Origin of the sequence: Streptomyces sp. SID12488 (genome assembly GCF_010548275.1) — a bacterium.
GTDB lineage: Bacteria > Actinomycetota > Actinomycetes > Streptomycetales > Streptomycetaceae > Streptomyces.
This window is the reverse complement of the sequence record NZ_JAAGLT010000053.1, coordinates 18,824-34,172: the sequence shown is the minus strand read 5'-3', so window position 1 is coordinate 34,172 and position 15,349 is coordinate 18,824. Positions and strand designations below refer to the sequence as shown.

Sequence of the window (15,349 nt, the reverse complement as noted above, 5' to 3'; positions counted from 1 at the left end):
GGGGGCACGGGCCGGGCTGCCCGGCCGGGACGCGGGCGGTCGCCCGGGTGCACCGGGCGGAGCGCCGCGTGGACCGCAGGGTCCCGGTGCTCCTCAGCAGGGCGGCAGGCCGGCTCCGGCAGGGGCGGGCGCGGGCGCCTTCGGCGGTCAGGCGCCGGGTGCTCCGCAGGGCCTCCAGGCGGCCGGCGGCTTCGGCGACAGCGCCGGCGCTCGTCAGGGCCAGGACGCCTTCGGCAACAACGCCGGACGCCAGGACGGCTTCGGCGGCTCACGTGGCCCCGTACCGCCGCAGCGCGGAGAGGGACAGGGGCAGGGCGGCGGGCGCCGTCCGCAGCTCCCGCCGCGTGGTGGCGGTGCGCCGCGTCCCGAGCTGCCCGGTGGCAACGCGCCGTCGCGTCCGAGCTGGAGCGACGAGAACGCGCAGCCTCCGGTGCCGCGTGCCTCGCTTGACACCCCGCGCGGTCACGAGGAGCCGGACTCCACTTCACGGATGCCCCGCCTCGACGATCTCCAGAACCCGGGCGTCACCTCCGAGTTCGCCCGTCCCGACTTCAACGCCCCGCGTCCGGGCGGCCCTTCGGACACCGGCCAGTTCCCGCTGCCGGGCTACAACGGCTCCGGCGACACCAACGGCCAGCAGAACAACGGGTCGTACGTCCGCTCGGACGTCTTCGGCACCCCGCCGGGCGGACCGCAGAGCCCGCAGAACCCCCAGAACAACGGGCAGTTCACGCCGTCGTCGTACGACAACGGCTCGACGGGCCAGTTCCCCGCGCCGACCGGGTACGACTCCGGCTCGACCGGCCAGTTCCCCGCGCCCTCCGGCTTCGACGGCCGGGGCCCGGTGCCCGGCCGTCCGCAGAATCCGTCGTCCACCGGCCAGTTCGAGCGTCCGCAGCCGGGCGCGGGCCGTGGTCCCGCCGACTTCGGCGGCGCCCGTCCGCCGGTGCCGCCGCGCCCGCCGCAGCCGGAGGCACTGCCGCCGGCGAGCGGTCCCGGCGACGGTCGGACGCCGCTGTACGACACCCTGGAGACCAACTGGTTCCACGGGCAGGGTCAGCAGGGGCAGCAGCCGCCGTCCAACGGCAACGGCAACGGGAGCAGCACCAACGGCAACGGTTCGGCGCTCTCGCAGCCGTCCTCCGTACCGGCTCCCCCGCGTCCGGCGGCCTCGCCGGCCTCGACGACCGGCTCCTGGCGCACCTCGCCGAACGACGAGCTGGTCCGGCAGGCCGCAGGCGTCCGCCAGCCGGCCGCCGGTGGCGTCACTACTTCCGGCCTTCCGCGCCGGGTCCCGCGTGCGAACCTCGTACCGGGTACGGCTCAGCAGCAACAGCACCAAAGCGGTCCGGCGGTCTCGCGTGCGCCCGATGACGTGCGCGGCCGGCTGACCAATCTCCGTAGGGGCATCGCCCAGGGTCGGCAGGCCGGTACCGGCTCCGACCAGACGGGCAGCTTCCCCAGCCCCACTCACCAGCAGGAGCGATAGTTGAGCCAGATGAGCCAGGCGGCACAGAACCTCAACTGGTTGATAACCAACTTCGTGGACAACACCCCCGGTGTGTCCCACACCGTCGTCGTGTCAGCCGACGGCCTCCTTCTGGCGATGTCGGAGGGGTTCCCCCGGGACCGCGCCGACCAGCTCGCCGCGGTCGCGTCCGGGCTCACCTCGCTCACCGCGGGTGCCTCGCGCATCTTCGAGGGCGGCACGGTGGCCCAGACGGTCGTCGAGATGGAGCGGGGCTTCCTCTTCCTCATGTCCGTCTCGGACGGATCGTCGTTGGCGGTCCTCTCCCACCCCGAGTGCGACATCGGCCTTGTCGGCTACGAGATGGCGCTTCTGGTCGATCGGGCGGGCGCAGTGCTCACCCCTGACCTGCGTGCCGAACTACAGGGCAGTCTGCTCCACTGACCGCTCCGGATCCACCCGCCTCACCAAAACACCGTCCGGCCGCCACATCTCCCCCACCGGCCCCGTCAGACGGCACGACTGACCGACGCTGTCCCGCCCGGAGGATTCATGACCCCGCCCACCGCCTCTCATGATCCGTACGCTCATACGTACGAGGACGAGGGCGACCAGCCGTTGGTCCGGCCGTACGCCATGACCGGCGGCCGGACCCGGCCGCGCTACCAGCTCGCCATCGAGGCGTTGATCAGCACGACGGCCGACCCGGCCCAGCTGATGGGTCTGCTGCCTGAGCACCAGCGCATCTGCCACCTGTGCCGTGAGGTCAAGTCGGTGGCCGAGGTGTCGGCGCTCCTGGCCATGCCCCTCGGTGTGGCCCGCATCCTTGTCGCGGACCTCGCCGAGGCCGGACTGGTCGCCATCCACCAGCCGGGCGGCGACGAGAACAACGGCGGTGCACCAGCGGTGACACTGCTCGAAAGGGTGCTCAGTGGACTTCGCAAGCTCTGACGGGGGCCGGGCCACCACCACCTCCGCGAAGATCGTGGTCGCGGGCGGGTTCGGCGTCGGCAAGACCACGTTCGTGGGCGCCGTCTCGGAGATCAACCCGCTGCGTACCGAGGCCGTCATGACGTCGGCCTCGGCGGGTATCGACGACCTCACCCACACCGGGGACAAGACCACCACCACGGTGGCCATGGACTTCGGCCGTATCACCCTGGACCAGGACCTGATCCTGTACCTCTTCGGTACGCCGGGTCAGGACCGCTTCTGGTTCATGTGGGACGACCTGGTGCGCGGCGCGATCGGCGCCGTGGTCCTGGTCGACACCCGCCGGCTCGCGGACTGTTTTCCCGCGGTCGACTACTTCGAGAACAGCGGCCTGCCCTTCGTCATCGCCCTCAACGGCTTCGACGGGCACCAGCCGTACAACCCCGAAGAAGTGCGCGAGGCTCTGCAGATCGGGCCGGACGCTCCGATCATCACGACGGACGCCCGGCACCGCTCGGACGCGAAGAGTGCGCTGATCACGTTGGTCGAGCACGCGCTCATGGCACGCCTGCGGTAGCCGTAACAACCATGCCCTACGACAGTTGTCGTAGATACACCGGAGCCGGCTGTGGCCTTTGACACGGTCGGCCTCGGTGTTCATAACGTTTCGACAGAGATATCTGGTGGTATGGCCACGCGTCGCGGTCGCCTGGTCTCGCTGCGCTCACATAGGCCCCGTCTTTTGACGGGGCTCGTTCTTTATGACCGTTTTATCTGGGGCTTACATCGTTATGGATCTTCGCATTCCGACGTTTGGAAGAGCGAAGGATGACGTGCTGGAATGCCTGAACTGCCTAATAGTCAAAGACGTACCTCTATGGAGGGGCTTTGGCTTACCGGCTCTGAGAGACTGCGGCACAACGTTGGTGCCTTCCGCCGAGAGGTTGTTGGTCGAGTGAGGCGAAGCAAGAACGGTCCCGAGCCGTCGGCACGGGGCAACTTCACCCCGCCGCCGCGCGGAGTGGCGTCCGGCCCCCTGCCCGGCACTGAGCCGATGGCGCCACCGGCTCCGAGCGGCAGCCGTTTCTCCCCGCGCAACTGGCGCGTGCCGACCAGGCTGAACGCGATCCTGCTCATACCCGTGGTGGTCGGCCTCATCATGGGCGGCTTCCAGGTCAAGAGCTCGATCGACACCTGGCAGGGGGCCGAGGACGCGGAGCAGACCGCGCGCCTCGTGCAGGCCGCCCTGGTCTACGGCGACGCCCTCTTCCAGGAACGCGACATCACCGCCGAGCCCCTGCTCAAGGGGAACGGCGAGGACGATCCGACGGTCGTGAAGGCCCGCGCCGCCACGGACAAGGCCGCCGACGCCTTCGACGTCGCCGCGCAGAACATCCCGGACAAGCCGAGCATCGAGCGTCGGCTGAAGCTGTTCCGCGAGGTCGAGCCGCAACTGGCGGCGGTCCGCGCAGCCGCGTACACCTCGAAGCGCAAGGGCGTGGAGTCCGAGGAGAGCTACACCGCGATCACGCACACCCTGATGGAGTTCTCCAACGAGCTGGGCCTGGGCACGGGCAACGTCACCAGCTACGGCCGGACCGTGTACGCCATCTCGCTCACCAAGGCCTCCGTGTCGCTGGAGCGTGCCATCGGCATGCACCTGCTGACCAACCCCGGCCCCGACCAGGGCAGCTTCCAGCTCCAGCGCATCGCCCTCTCCTCGTACGCGTACCTGGAGCGGATCGCCATCGCGGAGTACATCGCGGGCGGTACCGAGCAGGACGCCAAGAAGCTCCAGGACGCGTCGGCCCAGGTCACGGCCGACGGCAAGGCGATGGCCGAGCAGGCCGCCCAGGCCGCCGCGGCCAAGGGCCAGACCTATGTCCCGCCGCCGGCCGACCCCGCCCGGATGATCGCAGCGATCGCCGCGCTCCCCTCGACCGATGACAGCGACCGCGCCGCCCTCGCGGCGAAAGGCATCACCCGCCAGAACTGGTGGGCGGTCAACACGCTGAAGTACAACGCGTACCTGAAGCTGGAGTCGGACCTCTCCAAGGGCGCGGTCATCGAGGCGTCCAACATCTCCGACGAGGCCAAGCGCGACGCGATCATCGTGGGTGCGGCCGTCGTGGTCGCCCTGCTGCTCGCCTTCATCCTGGCCGGCATGGTGGCCCGCCAGATGAGCCGCGCGATGCGCCAGCTGCGCAACGCCGCCTTCGGCATCGCCGAGCAGCGCCTGCCGATGCTGGTCGACCAGCTCTCGCGCACCGACCCCGGACGCGTCGACACCCGTGTCGCCGCCATCCCCATCAACACCACGGACGAGATCGGCGAGGTCGCCCGCGCCTTCGACCAGGTCCACCGCGAGGCGGTCCGGCTGGCCGCCGAGCAGGCCATGCTCCGAGGCAACATCAACGCGATCTTCACCAACCTGTCGCGCCGCAACCAGTCCCTGATCGAGGGCCAGCTGACCCTGATCACCGAGCTGGAGAACAACGAGGCCGATCCGGACCAGCTGGAGAACCTCTTCCGCCTGGACCACCTCGCGACCCGTATGCGCCGCAACGGCGAGAACCTCCTCGTCCTCGCCGGCGAGGAGCCGGGCCGCCGCTGGGACCAGCCGGTCCCGCTGGTCGACGTCCTGCGCGCCGCCTCCTCCGAGGTGGAGCAGTACGAGCGCGTCGAGCTGTCGGGCGTACCGGAGGCCGAGATCCACGGCCGCGCGGTCACCGACCTCGTGCACCTGCTCGCCGAGCTGCTGGAGAACGCCACCACGTTCTCCTCCCCGCAGACCAAGGTCCGCGTCACCGCGACCCGTCTCCCCGACGGCCGCATCATGGTCGAGATCCACGACAAGGGCATCGGCCTCACCGCCGAGGACTTCGCGGACATCAACCACAAGCTGGCCAACCCGCCGACCGTGGACGCCGCGATCTCCCAGCGCATGGGCCTGTTCGTGGTCGGCCGGCTGTCCGACCGGCACGGCATCCGCGTCCAGCTCCGCCCCTCGGGCGAGCAGGCCGGTACGACCTCGCTGGTCATGCTCCCGGACGCCATCACCCACGGTGGCGGTGGCGAGCAGCAGATGCAGCGCGACGAGTTCACCGTCTCGCAGATCATCCCCGAGCAGCAGCAACAGCAGTACGTCGGCGAGAACTTCCAGTCCGCCCAGATGCAGCCGATGCGTACGGCGGCCGAGCTCGGCTTCGACGACAGCCGCTACACCGAGGTACCTGACGACATCCGCGAGCTGGACCCGGTGGGCCGCTCCCTGATGCGTGAGGAGCGCAAGGCGCAGCTCGAGGCCCAGGCGCACCCCGAGTCGGGCCCGCAGGAGGCCAACGAGGTCCCCGCGTACGGCGACGACTTCAGCGCGCCGAACGGCCTGCCGCCGGCCCTGGAGGAGCCCTTCGCGGGCTACGACCAGCAGACCGCGTACGAGGAGCGGCAGCAGCCGTCGTACGAGGAGCCGTACTTCAACGGGAACGGGAACGGGAGCAACGGCTTCCAGCAGACGGACGACTTCACGTCGGCCGGCAGCGAGTACCCGTCGACGAACGGCGGCTACCCGGAGCCCGCGTACGGGGAGCCCGTCCAGGAAGAGCCCGCCCCGGCCCACGCCTCCGCCCCGGAGAGCTTCTCGGCCTTCGAGGAGCGGCGGTACCAGGACGACTGGCCGCAGCCGGACGGTTACCAGAACGGGCACAGCTCCGAGTACGCTCCGGAAACGGAATCCGCGCAGGCCGCTGACGTGAGTGAGCGAAATCACGTAGGCTTCGAGCGTCCGGGACCGGCGCCCTCCGCCGCCCACGCGCTGACCGATGCGGGGCTCCCCCGCCGTGGATCCACCACGAGCGGCAGCAGCAACGGCACTGGCAACGGCATCTCCCGGCAGCACGTGGGCCAGGAGACACCGGCTCCCGCCCCCGTACCCGTCCCTGTCCCCGCGGAGCCGAACGGCAACGCGAACGGGAACGGAACGGGTCCCGACGACTGGCGCTCGGCCAACGACGAGCGCTGGCAGCAGGCCGCACAGCTCCGCAAGCCCAAGGCGGGCGGGGTGACCTCCTCCGGCCTGCCGCGCCGGGTACCGAAGGCCAACCTGATCGAGGGTGCCGCGGAAGCGACTCTCCAGGGCGGCCCGTCGGTCTCCCGAGCCCCCGAGGACATCCGGGGCAGGTTGAGCAACCTGCGCCGGGGCGTCCAAAGGGGACGCACCGCAGGCAGTGAGACGAACGGCCAGGCCACCAGGAACCATCACGGTGGGCCTGACAGCACCTACAACCAGGAGCGTTAGTGTGAGTCCGATGAGCCAGGCGGCGCAGAACCTGAACTGGTTGATCACCAACTTCGTGGACAACACCCCCGGGGTGTCGCACACAGTGGTGGTCTCCGCCGACGGACTCCTTCTGGCGATGTCCGAAGGCTTTCCGCGAGACCGTGCGGACCAGCTCGCCGCTGTCGCCTCCGGTCTGACCTCCCTCACCGCGGGTGCCTCGCGCATTTTCGAGGGTGGGAGCGTGAATCAGACAGTCGTGGAGATGGAGCGGGGTTTCCTTTTCCTCATGTCCGTTTCCGACGGTTCCTCCCTCGCGGTGCTCGCACATCCGGAGGCCGATATCGGTCTCATTGGGTACGAGATGGCGCTTCTGGTCGACCGTGCGGGTTCGGTCCTGACACCCGATCTGCGTGCGGAGCTCCAAGGGAGCATTCTCAACTAACAGTCAGACGGTGCGTTTTGGCGTCCCGGGGCGGTAGGTTTCGGACGCGGCGCCACAGTGATGCGGTGCCCGGCGCAGTCGGAGGAGGAGAAGAAAGTGGCAACACCCCCAGGCGGTTCGCCCTCGGGCAATTGGTCGTACGGCCCTGGCCAGGGTCAGGGTCAGGGTGACCAGAACCGGTACAACTTCCCCTCCGCACCGAGCCACCGTCGGCAGCCGCCGTACGCGCCTCACAACCCGCAGGGTCCCGGGCCGTCGCCGTACGACCAGCCGGCGGCGCCGCGCATCCAGCCCGTGCAGCCGCAGCGCCGCTCTCCGGAGCCGTCGCCCGCCGGGGGCGCGAGCAATCCCCTGGTGCGTCCTTACGCCATGACCGGCGGCCGGACGCGCCCGCGTTACCAGCTCGCCATCGAGGCGCTGGTGCACACCACTGCGCAGCCGCACCAGATGCAGGGCCAGTTGCCCGAGCATCAGCGCATCTGCAACCTCTGCCGAGAGATCAAGTCGGTGGCCGAAATCTCGGCGTTGCTGACCATCCCCCTCGGCGTGGCCAGGATCCTCGTCGCCGACTTGGCGGAGGCAGGCCTGGTCGCCATTCATCAGCCCGGCGGCGACGAGAGCGCCGGCGGGCAGCCAGCCGTGACTTTGCTCGAAAGGGTGCTCAGTGGACTTCGCAAGCTCTAGCGGAGGGCCTTCCCGCTCCACCACGTCCGCGAAAATCGTGGTGGCGGGCGGCTTCGGCGTGGGCAAGACCACGTTCGTCGGGGCCGTCTCGGAGATCAATCCGCTGCGTACCGAGGCCGTCATGACGTCCGCGTCCGCGGGCATCGACGACCTGACGCACACCGGGGACAAGACGACGACGACCGTCGCCATGGACTTCGGCCGCATCACCCTGGACCAGGACCTGATCCTGTACCTCTTCGGTACGCCCGGCCAGGACCGCTTCTGGTTCATGTGGGACGACCTGGTGCGCGGCGCGATCGGTGCGATCGTCCTCGTGGACACTCGGCGCCTCGCGGACTGCTTCCCGGCGGTCGACTACTTCGAGAACAGCGGCCTGCCGTTCGTGATCGCGCTGAACGGGTTCGACGGCAGTCAGCCGTACAACCCGGACGAGGTGCGGGAGGCGCTCCAGATCGGCCCCGACACTCCGATCATCACCACGGACGCCCGTCATCGTGCCGACGCGAAGAGTGCGCTGATCACTCTCGTGGAGCACGCGTTGATGGCGCGCCTGCGGTAAGTAGGCGGTTCTTGCGGCTACTGGGCTGCCACGGACGGTTGTACGCCGTCTGCGGCAGCCCAGTAGCTTGTCGCGCAGTTCCCCGCGCCCCTAAAAGCGCCCCCGCTCTTCAGGGGCGCGGGGAACTGCGCGACAAGCCCCCACGGGCCCGCAGCCGACGCACACACGAAAGGGACCCCCTCCCGCACTGCGGAAGGGGGTCCCTTTCACAACTTCAAAAGCCAGGCTCAGTGCCAGCTGTGCGGGGCCCGGAAGCCACCTTCACGCTCCAGGCGACGCCAGCCCGCCTTCGGGCGGCGATGGGCCGGAGCCGCCGGCACGGCAGCCGCACGGGCCAGCAGGATCGCCGTGATGGCGGCGACTTCCTCGGGCCCGGCGTGGCCCTTCTCGACGCGAATGTCAGAGGTACTCATAGGTCACAGTCTCCGTGAGAGAGGTTTCCGCGGATGTACCGCGAAGGATCCGCTGGGTTACCAGGGGGGATCACTGAGGGGGGTTGCCGTGCTTTCGCGAGGGCAGGTCGGCGTGCTTGGTCTGCAGCATCGCGAGCGACCTGATGAGCACCGAGCGGGTCTCGGCCGGATCGATGACGTCGTCGACCAGACCGCGCTCGGCGGCGTAGTAGGGGTGCATCAGCTCGGACTTGTACTCCTTGACCATCCGAGCCCTCATCGCCTCGGAGTCCTCTGCGTCCGCGATCTGGCGCCGGAAGATGACGTTGGCGGCACCTTCGGCGCCCATCACGGCGATCTCGTTCGTCGGCCAGGCGTAGGTGAGGTCGGCGCCGATGGACTGGCTGTCCATGACGATGTACGCGCCTCCGTACGCCTTGCGCAGGATCAGCGAGATCCTCGGAACGGTCGCGTTGCAGTAGGCGTAGAGCAGCTTCGCGCCGTGCCGGATGATTCCGCCGTGCTCCTGGTCGACGCCCGGCAGGAAGCCGGGGACATCCAGCAGCGTGACGATCGGGATGTTAAAAGCGTCACACATCTGGACAAAGCGCGCAGCTTTTTCCGATGCCTCGATGTCCAGGACCCCGGCGAGGCTCTGCGGCTGGTTGGCGACGATGCCGACGACCTGGCCGCCGAGCCGGCCGAGCGCGCAGATGATGTTGCGGGCCCAACGCTCGTGGATCTCAAGGTAGTCGCCGTCGTCGACGAGCTCCTCGATGACCTTGGTCATGTCGTACGGCCGGTTGCCGTCGGCCGGGACGAGGTCCAGCAGGATGTCGCCACGCCGGTCGGCGGGGTCCTCGGAATCGACGCGCGGCGGGTTCTCGCGGTTGTTCTGCGGGAGCATCGCGAGGAGGTAGCGCACCTCGGCGATGCAGGTCTCCTCGTCGTCGTACGCGAAGTGCGCCACACCGCTGGTCTCGGCGTGCACGTCGGCGCCGCCGAGGCCGTTCTGGGTGATCTCCTCACCGGTGACCGCCTTGACGACGTCCGGGCCGGTGATGAACATCTGTGAGGTCTCGCGGACCATGAAGACGAAGTCGGTGAGGGCGGGGCTGTAGGCCGCGCCACCGGCACACGGGCCGAGCATCACGCTGATCTGCGGGATGACACCGGAGGCCTTGGTGTTGCGCTGGAAGATGCCGCCGTACCCGGCCAGGGCAGAGACGCCCTCCTGGATGCGGGCGCCGGCGCCGTCGTTGAGCGACACCAGCGGGGCCCCGGCCGCGATGGCCATGTCCATGATCTTGTGGATCTTCGTGGCATGGGCTTCGCCCAGCGCGCCGCCGAAGATGCGGAAGTCATGGGCGTACACGAAGACCGTCCGGCCCTCCACCGTGCCCCAGCCGGTGATGACACCGTCGGTGAACGGCTTCTTGGCCTCCAGGCCGAAGCCGGTCGCGCGGTGTCGGCGCAGCTGCTCGACCTCGTTGAAGGAGTCCGGGTCGAGGAGCAGGTCGATGCGCTCCCGGGCCGTCAGCTTGCCCTTGGCGTGCTGCGCCTCGGTGGCCTTCTCGCTGGGCCCGGCCAGTGCCTGCGCACGGATCTGGTGCAGCTCGGCCACGCGCCCGCGTGCGTCCGTCGGTTCCCCGGTCGGCTCGCCCGTGGACTCACCCTGCGCCTCATCCAAAACGGTCATGTAGCGACCTTACGAAGCCGAGCGCCAAAACCGGGCCGTCGACTCCGTACAGTCTCCGGCGCGTTTTCCTGGTACCCCTGAACAGAACCGGGTCGGCATGCAGGCGACCCGACTGCTCAGGGGGCATGCGCCTTGTAGGGGTTCCACAAAGCCGTCGAGTCGCGAGTCGACTACGGACGCGGGACTACATCACTTGAAGCAACATCGCGAACACTCTACGGATACTGTTGAAAATTGAACGGAATAGAGCTACGGTTCATCCCGTTGGACTGATTAAAGATTCAACAACCTGTCCCCAAGGAGTCACGTCATGAGCATCTTCGGCCGCAAGACCACCGCTGACAGCGACACTGCCACCTCGTCCGTGGCTACCGCGGTGGCCCCCGAGCTCGCCGCGCTGACCGGCGACTACACGATCGACCCGTCCCACACGACCATCGGTTTCGTCGCCCGGCACGCCATGGTGACGAACGTCAAGGGCAGCTTCCAGGAGTTCGAGGGCACCCTGCACCTCGACGGCACCAACCCCGCCAACTCGACGGCGTCCCTCGACATCACGATGAACAGCATCGAGACGGGCTCCGCCGACCGTGACGGTCACCTGAAGAGCGCGGACTTCTTCCGCACGGACGAGTTCCCGACGATGACGTTCCGCTCCACCAAGGCGGAGTCCCTGGGCGGCGCCGACTACCGCATCACCGGCGACCTGGAGATCCTCGGCACCACCAGGCCGATCTCCATCGACCTGGAGTTCAACGGCGCGGCGAAGGACCCGTTCGGCAACGAGCGCGTGGGCTTCGAGGGCAAGGCGGAGATCCTGCGCTCGGACTGGGGCCTGAAGTGGAACGCGGCGCTGGAGACGGGCGGGGTGCTGGTCTCCGACAAGATCAAGCTGAACTTCGACATCTCGGCCATCCGGAACGCGTGACACGACGCGTGCCGCTCCGGGTGCCGCGACGCCGGCACCCGCGGAGCGGAGACGAACCGCCCGCCAGGTCGCTCCTCGACCAAGGCGGGCGGACGTGTGTCCGGGCACCGACTCCCGCTCAGGCTTCCGGACTTGGAGCCTCTTCCGCCAGCTCGGCGACGGCTGCCGCGAGGCGCGCGGCCCGGACGTCCGGCGTACGCGCCTTGAGCAGCGGCAGTACGACCTGGTACTGATCCGTCCTGCCGAGCGCCTCGAAGGCCGCCTTGGCGCGAGGATCGCGCTCCAGCGCGGCGACGAGGTCGTCCGGGACGGAGGCGTTGCGCTGGGACTCGTACGCTGCCTCCCAACGCCCGTCCGCCTTGGCCGCGTCGACCTCCGCGAAGCCGCCGGGCCGCATCAGCCCGGCCGCCGCCAGCTCCGGCACCCTCCGCACATTGACCATCGACCACACACTGCCCCGCCGACGCGGGGTGATCTTCTGCAGGAAGTGCGAGGCGTCGAGGCTCTTGCGCTGCCCGGTGATCCACCCGTGGCAGAGGGCCATGTCGTTGACCTCGCCGGCGGTGACGGAGGCAAGCCCCGAGCCCTTTTTCGCGACCTTCACCCAGAGGCCTACGGTCTCCGGGGTCCGGTGGGCGGTCAGCCAGGCGTCGAGGGCGGGCGCGTCGACGAAGGGCTCGACCGGCAGGCCGCCGAGTACGTCGGGCGCGTCGGACGCGTCGAGCGCGTGGGCTGCTTCGTCAGAGGTGGTCATGGGGACACAGTAGGCAGGAAATAGGCCAGAATCTGTCCTAGATGACCGGGTCCCGTGACAGTGGTCGGAGGCGGTCTCTGGTGCAGCGGAAGTTCCGCCGATGAGTTTCCGGCGGTTGCACGGTCTACCCGTCGACAAAGGGAGCACACCATGCGCAAGATCATCGTTTGCACGTTCCTGACACTCGACGGCGTCATGCAGGCGCCGGGCGGTCCGGACGAGGACGCCGGGAGCGGCTTCAAGCACGGCGGCTGGCAGAAACCGGTGACCGATGACGAGGTCGGCGGGGCCATCGCCGGTTGGTACGAGCAATCCGACGCGATGCTGCTCGGCCGCAGGACGTACGAGATCTTCGCGTCGTACTGGCCGAGTGCCGGCCCCGACAACCCGTTCACCGATCGGATGAACAGCATGCACAAGTACGTGGCGTCACGGACCCTGACGTCCGTCGAGTGGCAGAACTCCGCACTGCTGGAGGGCGACATCGTCGATGCCGTACGCCGGCTGAAGGCGTCCGACGGCGGCAACATCAACGTCGTCGGCAGCGGCGACCTCGCCCAGACCCTCATGCGGCACGACCTCGTCGACGAGTACCGGCTGGCCATCCACCCGGTGATCATCGGCACCGGCAAGCGGCTGTTCGCCGACGGAGCGATCCCCACAGCGCTGGAGCCGGTCAGCGTCTCGACGACGAAGGGCGGCACCGTCGTCGGCGTCTACCGGCCGAACGGTAGGCCCAGCCACGACAGCTACTAGGCCTGACCGGCCGCCGGGCCCCGCCCGCCAGAAGACTGCGGCGCCCGTGGGGCCACGGGAAGAACCTTCATCGAGGCCGTCACCGACCCCGGGCACGAGGAGCGTGACGAACTACTGAAGTGGGTCGGCGGCGCATTCGACCCCGGCCAGTTCGACGTCGAGGACATCAACAAGCGTGCCGCATGCTGGTCTCGCGGGCCCCATGCTTCTGTTGGAAAACCCGGACCACGACCACGTGGTCCAGCGCGCGCCTCCTGGACGGACTGCTTGGAAAGTCATGAACACCGCAGCTCGACACCTCCCCACGGACAACCTGGCGTGGTTCAAGTCGAGCTACAGCAGCAACGAAGGCGGCAACTGCCTCGAAGTCGCCACCCACACCTCCGGCATCCACATCCGGGACTCCAAGAACCCCTCCGAACCGGTCCTCAGCGTCTCCCCCAGTACCTGGGCCACGTTCCTGGACCGGGCCTGACTCCCAGGAGACGACCGCCCCATGGACAGCACCGAGTGGATCACCGTCACCTCCTGCGAAAACCTTCCCGGGCGGCCCGGCCCCCTTGCCGCTCTGCGCGCTTGACTGCGGGAACACGGCATCGACTGGATGCCGTTCACCGCTGACGAGGTTCGACACGACCTCGCGTGCGGGCCCGGAGCCAACGGGCACTGGCGCGGATGGTTCACCGTGTACGTGGCGGCGGACGCGCTACGCAGGCTCGGACTTCATCCCGGGCAGTCGACAGCGCCCAGCTGCAACGGAGTCCCGCCGCCCGCCTGGTGGCACGCCGCCGGGGAGCGGTACGGCCGCCGGTGGCCCGCTGCCCCGGAATAACCCGGTGCGAGGCCCCCGCCCGCGAGTTAGCCTCCGTCCATGACCTGGCTCCCCCCTGACTTCGCCCATCCGCTGCACGTCGACGTGCCCGGCGGGTTTCACCTGCGGCCGATTCGCGGGGCCGACGCCGCCCTCGACTACCCGACCGTCATGGGTTCGCGCGAGCGGCTGTGGAGCATCTTCGGCGAGGCCTGGGGCTGGCCCGCCGACACCATCACGTACGAGGCGAATCTCGCCGATCTGGAGCGGCACGCCGCCGAGGCCGACGCACACGCGTCCTTCAACTACGTGCTGCTCAACAACGACGAGACCGCCGAACTCGGGTGCGTCTACATCGATCCGCCCGAGAAGGCCGGCGCCGACGCCGAGATCTCCTGGTGGGTCGTGGACAGCGCCGTGGGGAGTGCGGTGGAGCAGGACCTGGATGCTCTCGTACCGCAGTGGATCGCCGACGACTGGCCCTTCGTGAAGCCTCGGTTCATCGGGCGGGAAGTGTCCTGGGCGGAGTGGCTGCGGCTGCCCGACGCCGCCGAATAACCCCGGACACCGGACACCGCGCACCGGCCTTCGACCCCGATCCGACCTTGTGGCTCGTTAAGGGCGGCCTGAATTCGCCCCTTGTGGGCGCGCTCACAGCGTTCTCATAATCCTTCAACAGATTTTGACCAGCTCATGCCAGCAAAAGCACGAGTTCTTTTCTGTTGATTTGGCATGGGCCTGACATTTCTGCGTATGTCCAACCCCCCACGGAAGGCATCACGTTGAAGAAGCTCATCACCGCGTTCAAGAGAGCCGCTGCCGCCGGCGCCGCCGCGCTCGCGATCATCAGCCTGCAGCCCCTCACCTCCGCGCAGGCCGCTCCGGCGCCCGTCGTCGGCGGAACCCGTGCCGCGCAGGGCGAGTTCCCGTTCATGGTCCGGCTCTCCATGGGCTGTGGCGGCGCGCTGTACACGCAGCAGATCGTGCTCACCGCCGCGCACTGTGTGAGCGGCTCGGGCGCCAACACGAGCATCACGGCCACCGCCGGTGTCGTGGACCTCCAGTCCACCACCGGCCGGGTCCAGGTCAAGTCCACCCGGGTGCTCCAGGCCCCCGGCTACACCGGCACCGGCAAGGACTGGGCTCTGATCAAGCTCGCCACGCCGATCAACCTGCCGACGCTGAAGATCGCCACCACCACGCAGTACAACACCGGTGACTTCACCGTCGCCGGCTGGGGTTCGGCCCGCGAGGGCGGCGCTCAGCAGCGCTACATGCTCAAGGCCACCGTGCCGTTCATCAGCGACGCCACCTGTAAGGCGTACGGCGGCTACTACAGCGATCTCGTCGCCGGTGACGAGATCTGCGCCGGCTTCGCCTCGGGCGGCGTCGACACCTGCCAGGGCGACTCCGGCGGCCCGATGTTCCGCAAGGACAACGCCGGTGCGTTCATCCAGGTCGGCATCGTCAGCTGGGGCGACGGCTGCGCCCGCGCCAACGCTCCCGGCGTCTACAGCGAGGTCTCGACCTTCGCCTCGGCCATCGCCTCGGCGGCGTCGACTCTCTGAGCCTCGTCTTCATCGCTTCCCGTACGACGTCCGCGGGCCCGGCGCTCCCAGCGCCGGGCCCGTGTCCGTGTCC

At 68.9% G+C, this 15,349-nt stretch carries 15 protein-coding genes and 1 pseudogene; 13 read left to right on the top strand and 3 right to left on the bottom strand.

Going from position 1 to position 15,349, the window contains the following annotated elements:
- The 8 genes and pseudogenes from G3I56_RS41360 to G3I56_RS41325 all read left to right on the top strand — a co-directional run.
- Positions 1 to 1,489: pseudogene (locus G3I56_RS41360) on the top strand (hypothetical protein); the annotation flags it as partial.
- A gap of 9 nt (positions 1,490 to 1,498) precedes the next feature.
- Positions 1,499 to 1,912 (top strand): roadblock/LC7 domain-containing protein, encoded by a 414-nt coding sequence (locus G3I56_RS41355; protein ID WP_010984127.1) that lies wholly within the window; start codon positions 1,499 to 1,501, stop codon positions 1,910 to 1,912.
- Between the two features lie 108 nt (positions 1,913 to 2,020).
- Positions 2,021 to 2,419 (top strand): DUF742 domain-containing protein, encoded by a 399-nt coding sequence (locus tag G3I56_RS41350; protein ID WP_006375303.1) that lies wholly within the window; start codon positions 2,021 to 2,023, stop codon positions 2,417 to 2,419.
- Positions 2,400 to 2,978: an ATP/GTP-binding protein gene (locus tag G3I56_RS41345; RefSeq protein WP_164418474.1), complete on the top strand. Its 579-nt coding sequence runs from the start codon at positions 2,400 to 2,402 to the stop codon at positions 2,976 to 2,978. The genes G3I56_RS41350 and G3I56_RS41345 overlap by 20 nt, the downstream gene beginning before the upstream one ends.
- 378 nt (positions 2,979 to 3,356) lie before the next feature.
- Positions 3,357 to 6,698 (top strand): nitrate- and nitrite sensing domain-containing protein, encoded by a 3,342-nt coding sequence (locus G3I56_RS41340; protein ID WP_164418472.1) that lies wholly within the window; start codon positions 3,357 to 3,359, stop codon positions 6,696 to 6,698.
- A gap of 10 nt (positions 6,699 to 6,708) precedes the next feature.
- Positions 6,709 to 7,122 (top strand): roadblock/LC7 domain-containing protein, encoded by a 414-nt coding sequence (locus G3I56_RS41335; RefSeq protein ID WP_164418470.1) that lies wholly within the window; start codon positions 6,709 to 6,711, stop codon positions 7,120 to 7,122.
- Positions 7,123 to 7,218: 96 nt separating this feature from the next.
- Entirely contained in the window at positions 7,219 to 7,806 is a 588-nt protein-coding gene (locus tag G3I56_RS41330; protein ID WP_164418468.1) for a DUF742 domain-containing protein, read from the top strand.
- Entirely contained in the window at positions 7,787 to 8,368 is a 582-nt protein-coding gene (locus tag G3I56_RS41325) for an ATP/GTP-binding protein (RefSeq protein ID WP_006375305.1), read from the top strand. Before G3I56_RS41330 ends, G3I56_RS41325 begins: the two co-directional genes overlap by 20 nt.
- 227 nt (positions 8,369 to 8,595) lie before the next feature.
- Here the strand turns inward: G3I56_RS41325 and G3I56_RS41320 are convergent, their stop codons facing one another.
- Together G3I56_RS41320 and G3I56_RS41315 are read right to left on the bottom strand one after the other, a co-directional pair.
- A complete protein-coding gene (locus G3I56_RS41320; RefSeq protein ID WP_164418466.1) occupies positions 8,596 to 8,781 on the bottom strand; it encodes an acyl-CoA carboxylase subunit epsilon in 186 nt (61 codons plus the stop codon).
- A gap of 70 nt (positions 8,782 to 8,851) precedes the next feature.
- A complete protein-coding gene (locus G3I56_RS41315) occupies positions 8,852 to 10,459 on the bottom strand; it encodes an acyl-CoA carboxylase subunit beta (protein WP_164323053.1) in 1,608 nt (535 codons plus the stop codon).
- Positions 10,460 to 10,769: 310 nt separating this feature from the next.
- Here G3I56_RS41315 and G3I56_RS41310 point away from each other — a divergent pair, with 310 nt between their 5' ends.
- Positions 10,770 to 11,387, top strand: a complete 618-nt coding sequence (locus G3I56_RS41310; protein WP_164418464.1) for a YceI family protein — start codon at positions 10,770 to 10,772, stop codon at positions 11,385 to 11,387.
- A gap of 118 nt (positions 11,388 to 11,505) precedes the next feature.
- Here G3I56_RS41310 and G3I56_RS41305 read toward each other — a convergent pair whose 3' ends face one another.
- The gene (locus G3I56_RS41305; protein WP_164418462.1) at positions 11,506 to 12,141 is read right to left on the bottom strand and encodes a YdeI/OmpD-associated family protein; all 636 of its coding nucleotides are present in this window, start codon (positions 12,139 to 12,141) and stop codon (positions 11,506 to 11,508) included.
- A gap of 150 nt (positions 12,142 to 12,291) precedes the next feature.
- Between G3I56_RS41305 and G3I56_RS41300 the strand changes: the two genes are divergently transcribed.
- The 4 genes from G3I56_RS41300 to G3I56_RS41280 all read left to right on the top strand — a co-directional run bounded on the left by G3I56_RS41300 (position 12,292) and on the right by G3I56_RS41280 (position 15,276).
- A complete protein-coding gene (locus tag G3I56_RS41300; protein ID WP_164418460.1) occupies positions 12,292 to 12,897 on the top strand; it encodes a dihydrofolate reductase family protein in 606 nt (201 codons plus the stop codon).
- Positions 12,898 to 13,174: 277 nt separating this feature from the next.
- Positions 13,175 to 13,372, top strand: a complete 198-nt coding sequence (locus G3I56_RS41290) for a DUF397 domain-containing protein (protein WP_164418458.1) — start codon at positions 13,175 to 13,177, stop codon at positions 13,370 to 13,372.
- A gap of 396 nt (positions 13,373 to 13,768) precedes the next feature.
- A complete protein-coding gene (locus G3I56_RS41285) occupies positions 13,769 to 14,266 on the top strand; it encodes an N-acetyltransferase (protein WP_164418456.1) in 498 nt (165 codons plus the stop codon).
- A 224-nt stretch (positions 14,267 to 14,490) separates the two neighbouring features.
- Positions 14,491 to 15,276 (top strand): serine protease, encoded by a 786-nt coding sequence (locus G3I56_RS41280; protein ID WP_164418454.1) that lies wholly within the window; start codon positions 14,491 to 14,493, stop codon positions 15,274 to 15,276.
- Positions 15,277 to 15,349 lie beyond the last annotated feature (73 nt).